This window comes from Natronolimnohabitans sp. A-GB9 (genome assembly GCF_030848565.1).
In the GTDB taxonomy this organism is placed as follows: domain Archaea; phylum Halobacteriota; class Halobacteria; order Halobacteriales; family Natrialbaceae; genus Natronolimnohabitans.
The window spans coordinates 70297-89006 of the sequence record NZ_JAVDDV010000011.1 but is presented as its reverse complement, the minus strand read 5'-3'; the positions used below and the strand labels follow the sequence as shown (position 1 = coordinate 89006).

Here is an 18710-nt window from a genome sequence, read left to right as displayed (position 1 = left end):
GAGCGGAGTGAATCAGAGACGATCTAGAGTGCGATGGTGAGTTACCACGGAACGAGGTCAACACACTCGGCAAGTGGCAGTCCCATTGCCGATCCAGCAACCGTGTACAGCGGCCCGAGGATCACGAGGATAACCGCAGACTTCATCGCCGTCCGCTTGTGCTGTTTGAGGCTCTTTTTCTGCTCGATGTTCATCGTGAACATCTCGACAAGTGAATCAGCCTGCCAGACCACAACCAGCCCCATAATTCCGAGCGCAGTCGTGATCTGGAAGAATCCAGAGATCATGTCTGGCAACCCCTCAGCGTCACACACGACGCTATCTTGTGCCAGCACAGGGTCTACAGCGACGAGCGAAAGGACGAGGAACGAAACGAGTCCACTCCGTAGCACTCGTTGCCGAAGGCCGGTGGAACGAGATTGTCCGATAGGAGGGGAGTCACTTGCCGTCATTGAGAGTCTCCACCACGACTAGATCCGTATCGGACCATCTCGCTGTGTAGACTTGCGGTGAAACTACTGTTCAACAGAAGGCGCAGACCCCGATCTGTTCGGGAGAAGTTTCGATTTCGGTTCCTCGAGATCTTCATTGATTACCGACTGTCGTTCTACCGAGATAGAGTATATGTCTTCTGTATTCATCAATTGATTCTAGAAATTAATTGGATCAGTAGACATACTTCCTTCTCTTTGAGATAATAGATAGAAATAATGAGAGTCTGATTTTCTCAGAAGTCGCAAGGTCGAAAGTAGAGTTACCCCACAGACTGAACTGTTTGGACCGTGTGGGGTAACTATGAATTCCGGTCCAGCAAAGCCATCCCCACCGGACCTGCCGGACTATGTCGTGAACCCGCTCGAGAGCCAATCACCGGAGAAACTCGAGCAAGTCGCGGAGTACGCTGGTGAACTAGCAACCTGGAAGCGAGCAAAGCGAAAGCACGACCTCGAGCAAAAACGAGACGAGGAGGGGATTGATGAGGATGAACTCGAGGATCTCGAAGATAGAGGGATCTCAATCGATCCAACAGACTACGAAGATGTCCCTGCAAGTGGAGCTTATATTACAATCAAGGAAACAAAACCTGGCTATCACTATTACTACTGGCAGTGGCGGGACGGAGACTCGTGGAAGAACGAATACATCGGGCCAGTAAATCCGAGAGAGGACTAGCTATCCACTCAGCTTTGCATGTTCTTCCCAACCGTTGAGTGAAGAGTGAACGAAGGGGGTAGTCGATTTCTTGGTCGTGTCCCAAACTCGTCTAGAGTCGTAACTGACTCCTGTGGAAACAGGGTCACCTCTGGTACCTACCCCGAAGTGACCCATGCACGCCACAATCGACGCGCAAGTCACGGTTAGCATCGACTTAGACAAAACGCTACCGCTTGCCACTCTCGCTGAATCTTTCACAGAGCTTCACCTCGAGGCGACGATCCTCGAGGAGCTTGTCAAAAGCCTCGACGAGCGCCTCGTCGAGGCGTACTGTGGGGAGAAACACGCGCGCGGAAACGGCGATCGCCGTTTCCAGCGCGCCGGAACCTCAACACGAACAGCTGTGACAACCGCAGGAGAGCACGAATTCACCCTTCATCACGTCAAAGATACCGCTGCCACCGGTGACAATCCTACCTACTTCCGCCCTCTCGAAGATCTCATCAAATTCGACGGGCAGCGCATCTATCAAGAGGATATTTCGCTCCAGAGTACCGAACTCGCTACGTCGCTCAGCTTTCGTGATGCCGTCGCCCACGGCGACGGCTTCACTCCGATGCCTTCGAGAACGACGATCAACCGCCGAGTCCGTGAGTACGGGAGCAAACTCGGTGACTTCGTTCGTGATCGGCTTCCTGGGACGAATGCAGACACTGTCGTTCCTGACGGAACGAAGTGTCATAGCCAGGACGATCACTGCACGTACCACGACGTCAACGTCACTCTCGGACAGATCACCGAAGACAACGCGGAAACCACGCTCTTAGACGTCAATGTCAACGAGCCGTGGGACGATACAGCAGAAGATCTCGAAGAGAACGAGGCGATCACTGACGACGCGACGGTCGTCAGTGACGCCGAGGAATCCCTCGTCGACGCCTTCGAGACCAGCTATCGATCTCATCAGCTCGATCTCGTTCATGTCGGTCGAACGCTTGGATACAAGCTGTGGAAGGACGGTACCTTTTCGCTCGAAACGCGGAAAGCGATCGCCTCAGACGTCACAAACGACTTGTTCCATCTGAAGAACTCGGTTGCGCTCCATGCACCGAGGAATGAGCGTTTGGCGATCCGCGAGCGGATCGACCAAACGCTCGAGAACCTCACGAAGGAGGCGTGGCGCTTAGAGCAACAGGACTCTCCAAAATCAGCGGCGTACCTCCGAAAATGGGCAGAAGCAACCGTCACGTTCGCCGAACTCGCACTCGAGGGACAAGAGGTTCTGTGGACGTCGAACGTGGTCGAACGAGCCATGGGCGAAATCTCGAAGCGGTGTAAAAACCAGTGGATGAGATGGACAGAGTCCGGCTTAGAATCGCTCCTCTGGCTCAATCTCGTGAGATATGCCGATTCCGAGCAGTTCGCGGCGTTCGCCGACGAACTGCTCGAGCGTTCAGCCAAAACAGCCATGACATTGGAGGTGTCAGTTGACGCTACCAGAGGCGAACTCTAGACGAGTTTGTGACGGGACCGATTTCTTGACGAAGTCACCACCCACTGTCGCCTGCACGGGTGTCTGCTGGCCGCGACTAGAGGGAGTCGCCCACTGATAGAGGTCGTGATAGCGATAGGCCTACACTCCACGTGCAAAGTGAAAACTTGAGGCCGATAACGAGTCATATTCCCCAAATCCTTTCATACCAGACGCTCGTATCGAAACGTGCCATCTCGGGGTTTCTCCCGAGGGCTCCTACACCCTGAGTAACTGGTACGTATGTACCTCAAGCACGTCGACCCGTTCGGGACTGGTGGCTCGAGGGTTCCGATACGTGTGAAAGTATTGTTCGGACCCTGAGAGATAGTTTTCAGAACTACAGACGGATCGGCACTCCCCTATTCGGCGGCGACCATCTCGAGATCGTGCGTTCGCTTTGCTCGCTTCCAGGTTGCTAGTTCACCAGCGTACTCCGCGATTTGCCTCCTTCGAAGTGAGTCAAGTGGACCTCACGGGGGTGTGAATAATTTCTAATCCTGATAATTCATCACAGATAGCTATCGCAATTAGTATTCAAACAACGGCTCAATACCACGATACTCGGGAAGTAAATTTCTGTTATCACCATGGTCAAAATTGAACTTCCAAGCATGATCTTTTTTCTTCTCTGAAATATCAAATCTTGATATGAAATTAGGAAAAGGAATTGTCCAACGATATTCGTCAGAAGTGCCAAGAAAAATAAGATAGAGTGGATGGTGCTGTCTCAAATTGTTTATTGAGTCCCACGTTGATCCGTAGAAGGGCGACTCTTTTGCCGTAGAATCACCTGCAAACCGCGAGTACGTTACCCAGATCATTTTTGTAGACTCTTCAGTCTCTACTTCCCACGCGGATCGACTTTTGTATCCCGTGGGTTTCACAACCGATTGGACTCTCCCATCATTTTCCAACTCTCGAATCAGCTTTTTCTTTTCACTTCTTGAGGTGCTCATTATAACTACCCCCACCGCTCGTATGATCCGGTGATTTTGGGTCGTACCTCTAGTTCAATCTCCTGTTCCTCAACCGCGAAATCCCATTCATCGTAATGTCCTGGTTTGACTGGCCCAACATAGACTGGATAGACATCGTCTGCGAGTTCATCCTGATACTCATCAGGGATGAATACCCTAACTAATTCAGTCATTTCACCATGGGCATCACGGTGGACAGCTTCCAGACCTCGTTCTAGTTCTTGATGGAACTGAACCTGTACAATTGTGTGCTGTGAGTCTGGATGATCCAGCTCAAGAGCGTAGTAGTCTTCATATTCACTGATCTCGCTTTCGAAGTCAGCCTGCGCTTCAATAATCCCGACTATATCTTGAGCCGCCATTTGCATTCGTTCTGGATAAAACGCGACAAGGTCGCTGATTCCAGTAGGAAGCAGGCCGAGTTCTCGTTTTAGTACATCGTCAAAAGTTTCTTCTTTGCGCTTACGAAGAGCCAGTTCTTCATGGACGATCTCGCTCACTTTGATATTCTTCCGAGCCATTATCTTTTGGATACCGTGTATCCTTTGTATCTTCCAGATATACTAATGTCTATCGGATCGGGTCGAAAGTGTTGGCCAAAAATATGAAAACAACTCTTCCGAAGTACTATACGGGTCCCCTGGTTATCCCAATACAGAACTGATGGTTGAAACCGGGAATCTTGACCATCCTGCAGTTGAACTTATCCTACCTCTTGATCGCGAGCGCCACCAGTATGAGGTGCCACAGAATACGACACTGTTTTTCTGGACGACGCTTGCCGCAGGTACCCCAGAACGACTTCCGCAGATTCAGTCCCCCCTGGGAAGTCGTCTATTCAATGAGGCACGGAGTTTATCCGAGCAACTGACGTGGTCAATGTCGATTGATGGTGAGTCAGTCCCGCTTCTTACTGATTCCTATTACAGGTGCGGTGGATACACAGGACTCGCATGGTGGATCGCAGTTGGATCTGTAGACTTACCAGCTACAGTCTCTGTGGAATTAGAAACGAGCGGAGCTCAACCCACAGTTCAGGGACACCCACTCGTCTTCTGGACAGACCGGGGTGAAATGCTCCAGTGGGGAACAACAACTGAGAGTACGGTGGACCTCATCCCGTCTGACTCACCATCTACTACGTTTCCAACTCACCAGGAGCAACTGTGGGAACGACATACAGTTTACAAACCCCAGGACTGTAACGAGTAACTTTCACGGATGAGCCCAAGAGGATTGCTTCTTTCCAAACATATCTGGAGTCGTAACTAACTGATCACGTTGTTGGTAATCTATAGCGAGAACTCTTCTGTCGAAAAGGTATTCTTCTTAGCCACCCTGTCGATATGCTCTTTTCTTTAAGTTGATTGGAGGTTACGTATAGGTGAGAATGAATGCCGCTATCTACGCTCGTGTTTCGACAAACGAGCAAGATCCACAACGGCAAATCGAAGACTGTCGCGAGACGCTCGACGAGCGGGACAGTGAGTATGAAACCGTCGACGTGTACACAGACATCCAGACCGGCACGACCGGGGATCGGCGTGAGTTCAAGGAGCTACAAGACGAGATCGTGAGCGGCGAGTACGACGTCGTTGTCTGTTCCGAAGTAAGCCGGTTCTCTCGCGAAGGATCACAAGCAGTTATGGAGTTCATCACGCTCTGCCTGGATAACGACTGTAGCGTGGAGTTCGTTCAAAACCCGATCAATATCGATGCAGCTGACGATCCTGTAACCAATGCAGTGAACCGGATCATTACGAGTCTGTTGAGTGAATTGGCACAATTCGAGCAACAGCAGAAACTCGAACGGATAAACTCAGGAATACGGGCAGCACAGAAGGCAAGTAAGTGGACGTCACGACCTCCACGTGGCTTCTCCGTTGGCGACGATGGTCGATTACACGTAGACCCGGAGGAGTTTCTCAACGTCCGTCACGCGCTCGAGCGCATCGCGAGCGGCGAGAGTAAACGACAGGTGGCCGAAGACTCTGGAACCCCACGGTCGACACTCACCCACCTGTACAACGACGAGGAACGCCGGCAGATGTACCTCGAAGGCGACCACGAGGACGACAGGACCGACTCGGCGATCGTCGAGTTCGGACCGCTCCCGGAACTCGATATAGACGAGACCGACGAACTGGAGGAGAACAATGCCCGGTCGTGAAGACAACGAGGTCGACCCGGAGGACCCGCGCCCTCGAGGTTCCGATCCGCGGTTCAATTACAATCCGTGGTTCTACGTTCACGACGATCTCGCGAAGTCAATCTCTCTCGGGCCACTCGGTGACGCCGAACCTGAAGACAACTGAGTGTGCCATAGAAAACCTCACACAGACTTCGGAAAAGGAAGTACAGGGCAAGCAGTTGCCGGAACGGTGATCGAGCTTTCTGATAGCTGTCAAAATCTGCCTGCTGCATACAGAGCGCGTGTCTTGCACAAGACATTGGTCGGCCAATCTCGTATGAAGTGGTTCTATTCTGCCGTAACCCACGACAGGAACTCTACAGTCACCAACACAATTACTGTCTTTCTTCATCCCGAAGAGTGACCGTATATGACATCGAGCCACCGTACAATGAGTAGAGAACGAACAGCATGCCAACCGCAACGATTCCAGTCTGGATTGAGCTTGACTGATAAATAGTCAACACGTCCAACTCATAGAGGATTCCTTCGATGACAGAACCCAGACTAATAAACACGAATCCGATTGCAACATAGAGCATCGGTTGTCCGTTTCCACGGCGATAACTCCGATACGCCTGAAAGGCGATGGCTAGTCCAAGTACAATGACGACAAGTTTGGCGATTATCAGTTCAGTGTGCATGATTAGTTCCTTCTCATTCCGTTCCACATTCTGGCAAATCGATCTAGAGGGTCTTCTTTGATCTCCAATTGGACTTCGTAGATTCCATCATGGAATGTGACGTTGATAGAGTTGAGTATCGTTTCGTATTGCTTTCGATGGTGACCTTGTGGATCAATCTGGAGATCTTCGCTCACTAGACCCATCGAGTGGAGTTGGTCCAGACGGTCATATATTGTCGACTCGGAGCAATCACACTGCTCCCTAAGTTCTTCGACCAACATCGGTTCTTTAGTCAAATAGGCCAGAATCTGACGGGCATAGTCGTCTCCCAGAAGGTTGAGTACCCGTTCGGATTTTGGCTCCGCCATGTGATGCGTAAAATACGTAATCAACGGAGAAAAGTGCTGTCGTCTAACGCTGAAACTGTCTACACCTCCGAACATGGACCCACATATAAGTATGTTTCGCGTAGACCGTTGACCGCGGGTTGTGCGATGGTGGCTAGTATATACAATGGCGTACATCTACATGTGAGAGCAACATGACACAACCACTACAATCGGCTGCACGAATTGGACGGACGGGGCTCGTCGCAGGCATCACGCTCCTCATCGGAGCCACGGGATCTGCCGTGGCCCAGGGAGGTGGTAGTGGCGGCGGCATGATGGACGGCAGCTGGGGAGTGTTCGGAGGCTGGGGTTTCCTCTGGTTCCTGTTACTCCTCGGAATCATCGTTCTCGCCGTTTCCATGGCCAGCGGTAACGAAGGGGCGCAGAACGGAGGTCAACAAGACCGGGCCCAGGAAGAACTACGTAAACAGTACGCCCGCGGGGAACTCTCCGACGAGGAGTTCGAAAAACGACGACGGAAGCTGTGACCAACTCGGAATATTGCAGCTACCATCAGCTGATAAAACCATGACATACACAATCACCACCACGGTCGAGGCACCGTTCGACGACGTGATCGGTGAAGTGACGACTGTACTGGAAGACGAAGGGTTCGGCGTACTCTCCGACATCGATGTCCAGACGACGCTGAAAGAGAAACTCGACGTTCATGTCGATCAGTATCGGATTCTCGGAGCCTGCAACCCGTCGCTTGCCCACCAGGGGCTTGCTCAAGAACCGGAGTTGGGAGCATTACTTCCGTGTAACGTGATCGTTTACGAAACGGACGATGATATCGTTGTGAGCGCCGTCGATCCCCAGCGACTCCTCGAAGTCGCCGACAATCCGCAGCTCGAAGAAATTTCGACGGATGTTCACGAGCGGTTTGAACGAGTGATTACAGCTATAGACGAACAATTTCCGTCTGGGGGTGAGCCCCGGTGAGTTCCACGAGTCAGACTGAGAAAACGATACTCGTCATCCTTGCCCTCGCTGCCTTACTTGTGATTCCAGTCTTCACGATGGGGGGCGGAATGATGAGCACTGGCTGGGACATCTTCGGCGGTGGAATGTTCGTCTGGCCGCTGTTGGTGCTCGGACTCATCGCACTTGCGCTCTACTGGGCCAGAAGCCAACCCGAAGACAGTAATGCAGAACAGCCAGACCCAGCCCGCGCAGAACTTCGTGAACGGTATGCACGTGGTGAGATCGACGACGAAGAGTTCGAAAACCGACTCCAGATGCTGAGCGATAATCGGTGATCCTAATGACCAATCAACTACTTACTCGACGACGAACGCTCGCACTCACAGGAAGTACAATTACCATTGGGCTTGCTGGCTGTCTGAGCGATAGCACAAATCCGGTGAATAACGACGACGATGGCAGCACCCAGGAGGATGCAAGCCAAGCCGGATCAGATTCCGATGGCCACGATCACGAAATCGATCATACACTCGGTCATCCGGAGGAACAGATCGAAGTGACGATGGAGTCTGACGACGACGCTCATCACTTCGTCCCACACGTCGTTCACGTCGAACCGGGTGGAACGGTGACGTGGGTGCTCGACAGCGGCGTCCACGACACGGTCGCCTACCATCCGGAGAACGCCTCCGTCCTCCCATCAGCGACTGAGCAACGAATTCCAGATGGCACCGACCCGTGGGCGAGCGACGTCTACGGCACGGCAGGTGAAACGTTCGAGCTGACTTTCGAAGGGGAGGGAGTCTACGACTACACCTGTACGATCAGTGGTCACGGTCATCGGGGCGGCGATCATCACGGTGGCGGTCATCACGGCGGAGACCAGACCCACGAATCGACGGGAATGGTTGGCCGCGTGATCGTCGGTGATCCTGACCTTGATCCGGATGGACAACCGGCGTTGCGGTCCCCTTCTGATGAATTGCCCGAGGCTGCACGCCACGAACTGGAGCAGTTTAACCACCAGACTCGGAATGCCCTTCAGGAACACTGACCACTGCCGACATCTGTATTGTATGTGGTGTACAATACTTTAGCGTGCTCGAACCGTACAAAGACTACTGAAGAAAGCGGCGGATCACGATATACCATATTGGAGCCTTAATGAAAGATACATACACAACAAGCCGACGTGACCTGCTCAAGTCGAGTGCTCTCGCAGGTGGAACCCTGATTGCTGGATGTCTCGATACCACAATCGATAACGACCCATCACCGGACGAACGCGAATTGCCAGAGCCACAATACGGCGATCCGGATCGGGAGTACCAGCTAAGCGCGACTGAGAGTGAAGTGATCGTCGCAGGCGGTGAGTCCTACAACGGCTGGACGTACAACGGTGAATATCCGGGGCCCGAAATTCGTGCAGTGGAGGGTGAACGCGTCCGCGTCACCATCGAGAATGACCTGTCTGAGGAAACGACGATTCACTGGCACGGGATGGTACTTGACGGTGATAACGCGATGGACGGCGTTCCGGGCGTCACCCAGGCTGCGATTGAACCTGGCGAGGAATTCGTCTACGAGTTCGATGCGGAACCGGCTGGCACACATTGGTATCACAGTCACGTCGGTCTGCAACTGGATCGAGAACTGCTCGGCCCACTCATCATCGAAGAGCGAGATCCACATATCGAGTACGACACCGAAGCGACACTCGTATTGGATGAGTATCTCCCGACTGAGCCACGTGTCGAGACCTCGAACGGAAATGGAGGCGGCATGGGTGGTATGGGAGGTGGTGGATTCCCCGACGCGCCGCCGGCAGAAGGAACGCTGATCAACGGGCGGCTCCCGGACGAACCGGCAACCGTTGATGTCGAAGAGGGCAGCCGGATTAGACTACGACTGATTAACGCAGCAGCGGCAGCGACTTACGAAATCGGTATCGACGACCACGACCTCGTCGTTACTCATACGGATGGTCCAGCTGTCGAACCCGTCCCTGTCGATACGCTCGAAATCGGCCCAGGGGAACGATACGATGCTGTCGTTGAAGCACGATCACCAGGTACATGGCCGATCCAGGTCAGGGCCGTCAACAAATCGACGTCGGCTGGCCGGGCACTACTGGACTACGACCAGTCTGATGGGGACGTCACCGAAGGTGAAATCGGTTCCCGTCAGCTCCAACTTTCGGACTTACACGCGATCGACTCTCTTGATGAATATCGTGGAGAGCCAGATCGAACGATTGACCTCACCTTATCCGGAGAAATGATGGGTGGGGACGAGTGGACGATCAACGGACAGGCGTATCCGGATGCCGATCCGATCAGTATCGAAGAGGGCGAACACGTTCGCTTCCGAATGGCCAACCGAAGTCCGATGCGCCACCCAATGCACCTCCACGGACACCACTTTGTGGTCGGTGATGCCCTCAAGGATACAGTCATCGTTCCCGGCCATATGGGAGAGATTACAATCGATTTTGTCGCTGACAACTCCGGTGCGTGGTTTTTCCACTGCCACCATCTTTATCACATGGAAACAGGGATGGCACGTGAGGTCCCGTACGAGAAGTAATGATGGCTCTGGTGAATCACTAGACGGCGGCGACTTACCGCGAAGAATCACGTCGCTCGAGGCGTCACACTGGAACGATCGTGACTGCTCCCTCGATGAATCCAGCGGTAACGAATCGAGTGACCAATCTCGGGAAGACAGCGAGACACTACACCCCGACTCTGTACGGCGATTCACCAAAGCCCGAGACTTAGGTATCGAAGGTGCGGTAAATGCGTACCTACAACTGAGGGGACTTATCATTACTATCATATACAGCACTCTGGAACACAAGTTGCCCTACGAGCGATTACATCCATATCCGAGCTAGCGGCAAGGATATCCTTTTGATTCGAAGATTTGCCCCGTCCTGATTCGAGGTTTTTTAGCAAGAAACCGCTTGAAGGATAAGCCCGTATAGTAAACCGAGGGATCCACCATGACATCTACACAATCAGAACTCGAGCACACTGACCTCTCCTTGACGGGAATGTCGTGTGCGACCTGTGCCTCGACGATCGAGGAGCACCTCGAGGACGTCGACGGGGTCAAGGAAGCGTCGGTCAACTTCGCGACTGAGCGGGCGGACGTCCACCACGAGTCGGACGTCGACGCCGAAGCGCTGGTCGAGGCCGTCGATTCCGCCGGCTACGGCGTTCGCGAAGAGTCACTCGAGGACGGAATGGAAGACGAGGAGGAACTCGAGACGCTCCGGCGGATGGCGATCCGGGCGTGGATCGTCACGTCGCCGATCTTGCTCTTGATGGTCTTCATGTGGACCCCGCTCGATCCGCTCACGGGGTTCCAGATCGACGTGCTATTACTCGCCTTCGCGACCCCCGTGGTCTTCTACTACGGCCGGACCACCATCGCGTCGGCGCTTCGCGCGTTAGGCAACGGCACGTTCAATATGGACTCGCTTATCGCACTGGGGACGGTCGTCGCGTGGGCGACCGGCGTCATGGTCTTCGTCACGCCAATGGAGAACTACGCCGGCGTCGGCGCGATGATCATGGCCTCCCACCTCGTGGGAACGTACCTCGAGGACCGGGCGAAAGGCCGGGCGAGCGCCGCAATCGAGGGGCTGCTGTCGATGCAGGCCGAGACGGCCCGGGTCCTCCGTGACGGCGAGGAACTCGAGGTCCCGGTCGAGGAGGTCGAGGTCGGCGACGTGGTAGTCGTCCGGCCGGGCGAGAAGGTACCCGTCGACGGCGTCGTCCTCGAGGGCCGCAGCAGCGTCGACGAGTCGATGGTTACCGGCGAGTCCGACCCCGTCTCGAAGGAGGAAGGTGACGAGGTCATCGGCTCGACGGTAAACGGGGCCGGGATGCTCAAAGTCGAGGCCCAGAAGGTCGGCGACGATACCTTCCTCTCGCAGGTCGTCGACCTCGTCGAGGAAGCCCAGGGGACGAAGGTCCCGATCCAGGCGCTGACCGACCGCGTCACGAACGTCTTCGTCCCGATCGTGTTGACCCTCGCCGCCCTATCCTTCCTCTCGTGGTTCCTCTTCCCCGACGCAATGGGCGTCGTCGCCGGGGTCGGCGCGCCGTACCTCCCGTGGGTCGACCTGGCACTCGAGCCGCTGACGCTCGCGATCTTCGCTTCGGTGGCAGTGCTGGTCATCGCCTGTCCGTGTGCGCTCGGGCTGGCGACGCCGACCGCGCTGATGGCCGGGACCGGCAAGGCCGCGGAGAACGGCGTCCTCTTTCGGGACGGCGAGGCGATCCAGACGATGAAAGACATCGACACCGTCGTACTCGACAAGACCGGGACGATCACGGAGGGTGACCACTCCCTGACGGACGTGGTCGCCGGCGGGCCCGGCGTCCAGAGCGACGGCGGCGTCGTTGAACCGGAAGACGCACTCGACGAACGTGAGGTCGTCCGCCTAGCGGCCTCCGCCGAGCGCGGGAGCGAACACCCGATCGGCCAGGCGATCATCGAGTACGCCGAGGAAGAGGGCATCGACCTCGCCGACCTCGAGGACTTCGACAGCGTCCCCGGAAAAGGCGTCGAGGCAACCATCGACGACCGGCGAGTGTACGTCGGGAACCTGGCGTTCCTCGAGGAGGTCGGGGTTGAGGTCCCGCCGTTCTACGAGTCGACGCTCGACGACCTCGAGGCCGAGGGCAAGACTACGGTACTCGTCGGGGTCGAATCGGAGGTTGTCGGCGTCGTGGCCACAGCCGACACGATCAAAGACGACTCCTACGCCCCCATCGAGACGCTCCACGACCGCGGGATCGAGACGTGGATGATCACCGGCGACAACGAGCGGACCGCCCGGGCGATCGCCGAGGAGGTCGACATCGATCCCGACCGCGTCATGGCCGGCGTCCTGCCCCAGGACAAGATCGAAAAGGTCCGTGACCTCCAGGAGGAGGGCAAGAACGTAGCGATGGTCGGCGACGGGATCAACGACGCCCCCGCGTTGAAACAGGCCAACGTCGGCGTCGCGATCGGCACCGGCACCGACATCGCGATCCAGGCTAGCGACGTCAGCCTCGTCCGGGGTTCGCTCGAGGGACTCGTCGACGCGTTTACCCTCTCCGAGCGGATCTTCGCGAAGATCAAACAGAACCTCTTCTGGGCCTTTATCTACAACACGCTGGCGCTCCCGATCGCCTTCTTCGGCCTGCTCCACCCGGTGATCGCCGTGATCGCGATGTTCACCTCGAGCCTGTCGGTCATCACCAACTCCACGCGCCTCGGCAACCTCGAGCTGTAGCCGAACCGCCTTTCCACTGTCGTTTCACCCACCGTTCGACCAATGAGTCAGCAAACCCCAGAAACGGACGCCGACGTATCGGACAGCGCACTTAGTGCGGACGACATCACCAAAACGTACGGTTCGAGGGTACCACTCACCAGATCAGTCGAGGTACTGACCGGCGCGTCCATCGACGTTCGCCCGAAGGAGATCGTCGGGATCATCGGCGAGAACGGGTCCGGGAAGTCGACACTCATGAAGATCCTCGTCGGCGTCCTCGAGAAAGACGACGGAACCGGCTACGGCCTCGAGGACGAGGAGATAAATGAGGCCAAATGTGTGCGACTTCGAGGATATCGGAGAGTACTGTCATCGTGGCGATCAACGCACAGCTCCTACGGCGAATAGATATCGAAACTCAATCGCCCGTTCTGGGTTACATTCCAAAGTATACTTCCAGAATACCTCGCCCATCCTAGCCACAAACCGCTTGAAGAAGGAAAGAGAATATCCACCATATGTCTGTACAGAGATTCAGTCGGCCGCCACTCGATAGACAGGGTGTGACACGCGGTTGGCGGTGGTGTGAGGCGTGATTGCTTCAATTGGTGAGACGGTCCTCGAAGGGCTGATCCTGGCTGGAGACTTCTTCTGGCAGGCCTTCTGGGCGCTGATGCTTGGCTTCATAATTTCGGGAGCCATCCAGGCGTTCGTTTCCAAAGAGGGGATGGTCAACTACATGGGGGAGCCGAACGCGAAATCGGTCCTCTACGCGATGGGATTCGGCACTGCCTCAACGTCCTGTTCGTTCGGTGATATCGCCGCAACGAAGACCTTGTTTAAGAAGGGCGCACACATCATCCCAGCGGTCGCGTTCAAGATCGCCTCGACGAACTTCGTCATCGGCCTGACGTTCGTCATTTGGGCACTTTTGGGCTGGGAGTTCGCCGTCGCACAGGCAGTTGGCGCACCCATCTTTATCCTGATAGCGATCACGCTCGTCCACCTGTGGATACCTTACGACGAGACACAGAAAGCCAGAGAACGACTTATCGAGGAAGAACAACCCGTGGTGACGGATCCCGTCTGTAAAATGCGGCTCAATCGGGAGAACGGCATCCCCGTCGAACACAAGAACGAGACGGTCTACTTCTGCTCGGACGGGTGTAAACGGCTGTTCGAGCAAAACCCCGACGCACATACGACGTCGTGGAAAGAAAAGATCACCTCGTGGAACGGCTGGGTCGAGGCTGCAAACCAGACGAAAAAGGATCTCAACATGCTCTGGAAGGAGCTGGCGATCGGGTTCCTGCTGGCTGGGTTGATCGCGGCTGCGGTTCCCCAGACCATCTGGACGCTCCTCTTCGAAGGGGGTGGTACCGGATTCACCCAGGTCCTGTATAACAGCGTTCTCGGACCGCTTATCTCAATGGCGACGTTCGTCGGCTCGATCGGGAACGTTCCGCTGGCAGCGGTGCTGTGGGGCTCGGGCTTCGCCTTCGCGGGCGTCATCGCGTTCATCTACGCGGACCTGATTGTTCCACAGCTGATCCGGATCTACCGGAAGATCTGGGGGAAGAAGATCGGCAACAGGATGACGATTATCCTGTTCGTCTCGATGGCAACGACCGGAATCATCGTCTACTACCTCTTCGCGGTGCTCGGACTTATTCCGGACCTGGACATTGCTGAGACTGGGGAGGGTGTGACGATCTTCGGATTCGAGCCAGTTACAATCCTGAACCTGGTGTTTCTCCTCATCGCCATCGGATTTGTTGGCCTCCTGGTGAGAGGACGAAAAGGAGCGCCGGGTGACAGGGTCGTGGAGGATCCGGTCACCGGGACCGAAATCACGGTCAAGAACGCGGATTACTGTACTGTCTACGACGAGTCGATCTACTACTTCGAGAGCGAGGACTCACGGGCTACATTCCGGGACTCACCAGAAGCATATCTATAGGTGGGTTCGTCCGATCCTTCGATTTCGAAGGAGGGAGTGAGTAGTTATTATCGAATGATCGATTAACTCTTCTTCGACGGGTGTTTCGTAATTGGCTGCATGATCGTGATTTCGACAACATTCCCAATCAGTTAAATTCGTGGTGTGCAAACGATCTCTACTGGAATAAACGATTAAATCGCCGTAGAATCGTTTTCGAACGGTTTGTCAAGTGTGTTTTCACCCCCACTCACAATTACTCCTGTCGTGTGGTCCCTCTATGGAGTTGATCGTACAATGACGGAATTTCGCGGGTCTATACGTTTAATATCGCTGTTCAATCGCCTATCGAATAGATATATATATGCTAATAAATATTATGGATGGGTCACTGATAGCGTGGGCTGCGATCGGATTGTTCCTGATCGCGATCGGGTCCGAGTGGCAGTCACAGCCGACGGCCGCACGTCGTATTGCGGCAGGTGGCTGGCTGCTGTTCGGGACGTTCTGGCTGACGATGGTCCCGTACTACTACGGCGAAGTCCGAAGCCCGATCCAGACGGTCCTCGCTCTCGCAGCGTTCCCGCTGTCCGCGTACGTGAGCTACCTGCAGCTCACCGGACAGGCATCGCTCTCATTACTCACGAGAGCGGTTGCAGTTATCGGACTAATCTATTTGCCCGCGGAAACGATCCCGTTCGTTCGACAGTGGCTGATCGAGACGACCGCCCGTCAAACGCACTGGGGGCTGGAAGTCTTCGACTACAGTCCAGGTCTCAACGACGGACCCAACGGATACGAAAGTCGATTCAACTTCGACCCGGACGCGACGGTAACCGGACGAACCACCTACATCGTCATGGCCTGTACCGGCCTCGGCAGTATGGCGATCTTCGGCGGATTGATCGCTGCCACGACGGCCCCACTCAAGCGGAAAGTCGTCGCGCTCATCGTCGCGGTGGGAATCATCTGGTTTCTCAACCTCACCCGTAACGTGTTCATCGTACTCGCCTCTCCCTGGGGCTGGTTCCAGTACGAGCCGCTGGTCTACGTCTTCACGACGTATCTGGGAGAACCGGCGAGTCGGACGTCCTACCTCGTCGCACACACCTACATCTCACAACCGCTCTCGGTCGTTGCCCTGATTGGTATCACCTACCTGGTCTTTCGCATCCTTCCAGAAACGGCCAGCGTTCTGGAAGAACTGTTGTACGTCCTCACGGGAAAAGAAATAGAGTTACAGACCGTATTGAAGAACTAGACCCATTCGTAACAATACAACCATCCAATGAATACAGACACCACGACGAGACGCGCGTTCTTGCTCGCAAGTTCGAGCGCCCTTGGCGCGTCGATCGCCGGCTGCCTCGGTGATAGCACCGACGACTGGGAGACGGACGAACCGCTTCAAGCAACCACTGCAACCATATATAGCGGTCCGAACTGTGATTGCTGTGACGTGTACGCCGACTATTTCGAGGATCACCTCGAGGCGGACCTCGAGTCCGTCGTCACCAACGACCTCGAGTCGGTCAAAGCCGAGTTCGGCATCGATCCTGACCTTCGAAGCTGCCACACGGTGGAGGTGGACGGCTATGTCGTCGAGGGCCACATCCCGGCCGAGGTCGTCGCGACGCTGTTCGAGGACGAACCGGAAATCGATGGCATTGCGCTTCCCGGGATGCCGGCTGGATCGCCAGGGATGGGTGGCCAAAAGGACGGGACCTGGACGGTCTACGAACTCGACGCGACGGACGAGACATCGGTGTTCTCCGAAATCTGACCTCGAGACCGAACGCGACTGTCACCGCTCCTCGTTCGTTTCGGAACCGAACAGGTCTGTCCTGTGGATCAACACGTGCGAAAGGAGGAGGTTTGGCAGGATGACGATCGCTGCAAACCCCATTGTGACGACCGGATCCGGGAATCCGAACAGCGCCTCGAAGGTGAAACTGTAGGTTGCGACCAGTATCGCGACGATAGCGAGTTTTTTCGGAAGTGAGAGTTCGATCATATTACGTGGTCTAGCTGCTTCGTTCAGCTTCACCCGCCGAGAACGGTGTAAAGCCGCTGTGACGTGCGACGATCGCTGCCAGTGAGTTCGTCTGCCTCGAGGATATGGATCTCCGGCATCGGGTTCGAGTAGGGCGGTTCCGTAGTTATGAATATTGCCGTGAACACACTCACGAAACCGCTCGAGACGGTCGATGGGGGTCCCTGACCGTTTATTTCAGGAAAGATTGTTCCTCGAGCTCGAATCGAGGTGCCATACGGTACGAGGGGCGGACGTCCGGGCAGTGGTCACGTAACGGACCCGCGTTGAGCTATCCGCCGTCCGCGAAAACCAGCTCGTGTGGCTGTTCGCCGACGTTGATCCGACTCGTTATCTCGTAGCTCTCCCTGTCGACGATGATGACCTCGTCCGACGTGACCGACGTGACGTAGACTTCGGAGCCGTCGGGCGAGACGGAAATGTGGTTGTTCCCGGCGTCGATCGTTTCGACGATTTCCCCGGAGTCGATCTCGATCACCCTGACGTCGTCACTGCCGCGGTTGGCAGTCCACAGGTATTCGCCGTCCGGGGAAACCGTCAGTTCGTGCGTGGCAGTCCCCGTCCGAATGCGGTCCAGTTCTTCGCCGCTCTCAGTGTCGATCACCGTGACTGAATTCCCCATTCGGCTTCCCGCATAGACGACGTCACCGTCCGTCGAGATGGCCATCGCGTTGACGACGCTATCACTGATGGAGAAGGTTTCGACCATCTCCGGTTCGTTCCGATCGACGACGCCGAACTCGTTTACGCTCCGGTGCTCGTCGCTCAAGTGGTACATCGTCACATACGCACGGTCTTCGGGTCCGAAAGTCACGTGTCCCGATCCTTGCGTTTCGACCGTACCGACGGTCTCGTACTCCTCTGTATCGATAACGACCACCTCTCCGCTGTCGTCGGTCTGGTCGTTCTGACTACCGGTCTGATCGCCGTGATCGTGGTCGTGGTCGTCGCTACCGGCAGCGGCTCCGTCGTAGTTGTCCCCGGATACGTACAGATGGCGTCCATCCGGGCTCACGTCGATTCCGTGAACGTTCAATCCGACGTCGACCGTCTCGTCTATCTCGAAGTCGTCCGTCGAAACGACGTGGACGTTCCCCCCTTTGTAATCGCTCGCGTACAGGTACTCGCCGTCCGGCCCGGCTCCGATCCCGTGGGAAGTCCGATCGCCGATCTCGATCGTTTCGGTCACGGACGGCTCTCTCCGGTCGATAACGGAGACCGTTCCGCTGGCTGCGTTGGCGACGTAGGCGTACCCGAGTGTATCGCCGTCCTCCGCGCTACTCAGACAGCCAGCGAGAGCGGCTACCGCCGATCCGGCAGATACCTTCAAGAAGCCACGACGTGACGCCGCGTTCTCTACGATACGTTCCGTTGTAAACAGGTCCTCTCGTCCGTTACTTCCACGCATTTGGTTTCTCTCCGTGACCTCATTAGTGTACCCGGGGATTACTTCCATGGGTATGAACAAACACGCCAGAGCGTTCGAGAGGGTTTATAGAGTCCTCTAGGCGTTTTCTGCGTCGATATCGTTCATCACCACTGAATTTGAAGGGTTCCGGCAAGGAAGCGGGTCCGTTGTTGATAATATTACACACGTCATCCGATAGGCCATCGGCGGCACGTCCCCGATCGAGCTATCGAGGT

At 55.5% G+C, this 18710-nt stretch carries 19 protein-coding genes; 13 read left to right on the top strand and 6 right to left on the bottom strand.

The window, feature by feature from the left end:
* Window positions 1-41 precede the first annotated feature (41 nt).
* Window positions 42-452, bottom strand: a complete 411-nt coding sequence (locus RBH26_RS21370) for a hypothetical protein (protein WP_345784083.1) — start codon at window positions 450-452, stop codon at window positions 42-44.
* Between the two features lie 343 nt (window positions 453-795).
* Here RBH26_RS21370 and RBH26_RS14670 point away from each other — a divergent pair, with 343 nt between their 5' ends.
* Both RBH26_RS14670 and RBH26_RS14665 read left to right on the top strand, forming a co-directional pair.
* Complete coding sequence (locus RBH26_RS14670; protein ID WP_306759125.1) at window positions 796-1173, top strand: hypothetical protein; 378 nt, start codon at window positions 796-798, stop codon at window positions 1171-1173.
* A 154-nt stretch (window positions 1174-1327) separates the two neighbouring features.
* Window positions 1328-2668 (top strand): ISH6 family transposase, encoded by a 1341-nt coding sequence (locus RBH26_RS14665; RefSeq protein ID WP_306759124.1) that lies wholly within the window; start codon window positions 1328-1330, stop codon window positions 2666-2668.
* Between the two features lie 548 nt (window positions 2669-3216).
* Here RBH26_RS14665 and RBH26_RS14660 read toward each other — a convergent pair.
* Entirely contained in the window at window positions 3217-3645 is a 429-nt protein-coding gene (locus RBH26_RS14660) for a hypothetical protein (RefSeq protein WP_306759123.1), read from the bottom strand.
* Window positions 3646-3650: 5 nt separating this feature from the next.
* Window positions 3651-4187, bottom strand: coding sequence for a hypothetical protein (locus RBH26_RS14655; RefSeq protein ID WP_306759122.1), 537 nt, complete (start codon window positions 4185-4187; stop codon window positions 3651-3653).
* An 869-nt stretch (window positions 4188-5056) separates the two neighbouring features.
* On the opposite strand from RBH26_RS14655, the gene RBH26_RS14650 reads away from it, so the two are divergent.
* Window positions 5057-5836, top strand: a complete 780-nt coding sequence (locus RBH26_RS14650) for a recombinase family protein (protein WP_306759121.1) — start codon at window positions 5057-5059, stop codon at window positions 5834-5836.
* A gap of 667 nt (window positions 5837-6503) precedes the next feature.
* On the opposite strand, the gene RBH26_RS14645 is transcribed toward RBH26_RS14650, so the two are convergent.
* Window positions 6504-6851 (bottom strand): helix-turn-helix domain-containing protein, encoded by a 348-nt coding sequence (locus RBH26_RS14645; protein WP_306759120.1) that lies wholly within the window; start codon window positions 6849-6851, stop codon window positions 6504-6506.
* A 293-nt stretch (window positions 6852-7144) separates the two neighbouring features.
* Here RBH26_RS14645 and RBH26_RS14640 point away from each other — a divergent pair, with 293 nt between their 5' ends.
* The 10 genes from RBH26_RS14640 to RBH26_RS14595 all read left to right on the top strand — a co-directional run bounded on the left by RBH26_RS14640 (window position 7145) and on the right by RBH26_RS14595 (window position 16796).
* The gene (locus tag RBH26_RS14640) at window positions 7145-7360 is read left to right on the top strand and encodes an SHOCT domain-containing protein (protein ID WP_306759119.1); all 216 of its coding nucleotides are present in this window, start codon (window positions 7145-7147) and stop codon (window positions 7358-7360) included.
* A 40-nt stretch (window positions 7361-7400) separates the two neighbouring features.
* Window positions 7401-7817, top strand: a complete 417-nt coding sequence (locus RBH26_RS14635; RefSeq protein WP_306759138.1) for a DUF302 domain-containing protein — start codon at window positions 7401-7403, stop codon at window positions 7815-7817.
* Window positions 7814-8134, top strand: a complete 321-nt coding sequence (locus RBH26_RS14630) for an SHOCT domain-containing protein (protein ID WP_306759118.1) — start codon at window positions 7814-7816, stop codon at window positions 8132-8134. Before RBH26_RS14635 ends, RBH26_RS14630 begins: the two co-directional genes overlap by 4 nt.
* A gap of 104 nt (window positions 8135-8238) precedes the next feature.
* Window positions 8239-8853 (top strand): plastocyanin/azurin family copper-binding protein, encoded by a 615-nt coding sequence (locus RBH26_RS14625; protein ID WP_306759117.1) that lies wholly within the window; start codon window positions 8239-8241, stop codon window positions 8851-8853.
* 236 nt (window positions 8854-9089) lie between these two features.
* Window positions 9090-10385, top strand: coding sequence for a multicopper oxidase family protein (locus RBH26_RS14620; RefSeq protein WP_306759116.1), 1296 nt, complete (start codon window positions 9090-9092; stop codon window positions 10383-10385).
* A gap of 418 nt (window positions 10386-10803) precedes the next feature.
* Window positions 10804-13092 carry a heavy metal translocating P-type ATPase gene (locus RBH26_RS14615; RefSeq protein ID WP_306759115.1) on the top strand — a complete coding sequence of 763 codons (2289 nt, stop codon included), beginning with the start codon at window positions 10804-10806 and terminating at the stop codon, window positions 13090-13092.
* A gap of 42 nt (window positions 13093-13134) precedes the next feature.
* Entirely contained in the window at window positions 13135-13482 is a 348-nt protein-coding gene (locus RBH26_RS14610) for an ATP-binding cassette domain-containing protein (protein WP_306759114.1), read from the top strand.
* Between the two features lie 184 nt (window positions 13483-13666).
* Entirely contained in the window at window positions 13667-15034 is a 1368-nt protein-coding gene (locus RBH26_RS14605) for a permease (protein WP_306759113.1), read from the top strand.
* Between the two features lie 358 nt (window positions 15035-15392).
* Window positions 15393-16274, top strand: a complete 882-nt coding sequence (artA, locus tag RBH26_RS14600; protein ID WP_306759112.1) for an archaeosortase A — start codon at window positions 15393-15395, stop codon at window positions 16272-16274.
* A 27-nt stretch (window positions 16275-16301) separates the two neighbouring features.
* A complete protein-coding gene (locus RBH26_RS14595) occupies window positions 16302-16796 on the top strand; it encodes a DUF411 domain-containing protein (protein ID WP_306759111.1) in 495 nt (164 codons plus the stop codon).
* 21 nt (window positions 16797-16817) lie between these two features.
* On the opposite strand, the gene RBH26_RS14590 is transcribed toward RBH26_RS14595, so the two are convergent.
* Both RBH26_RS14590 and RBH26_RS14585 read right to left on the bottom strand, forming a co-directional pair.
* Entirely contained in the window at window positions 16818-17027 is a 210-nt protein-coding gene (locus tag RBH26_RS14590; protein WP_306759110.1) for a hypothetical protein, read from the bottom strand.
* Window positions 17028-17337: 310 nt separating this feature from the next.
* On the bottom strand, window positions 17338-18474 hold the full coding sequence (locus RBH26_RS14585; protein WP_306759109.1) for a beta-propeller fold lactonase family protein: 1137 nt from the start codon (window positions 18472-18474) through the stop codon (window positions 17338-17340).
* Window positions 18475-18710: the final 236 nt, after the last annotated feature.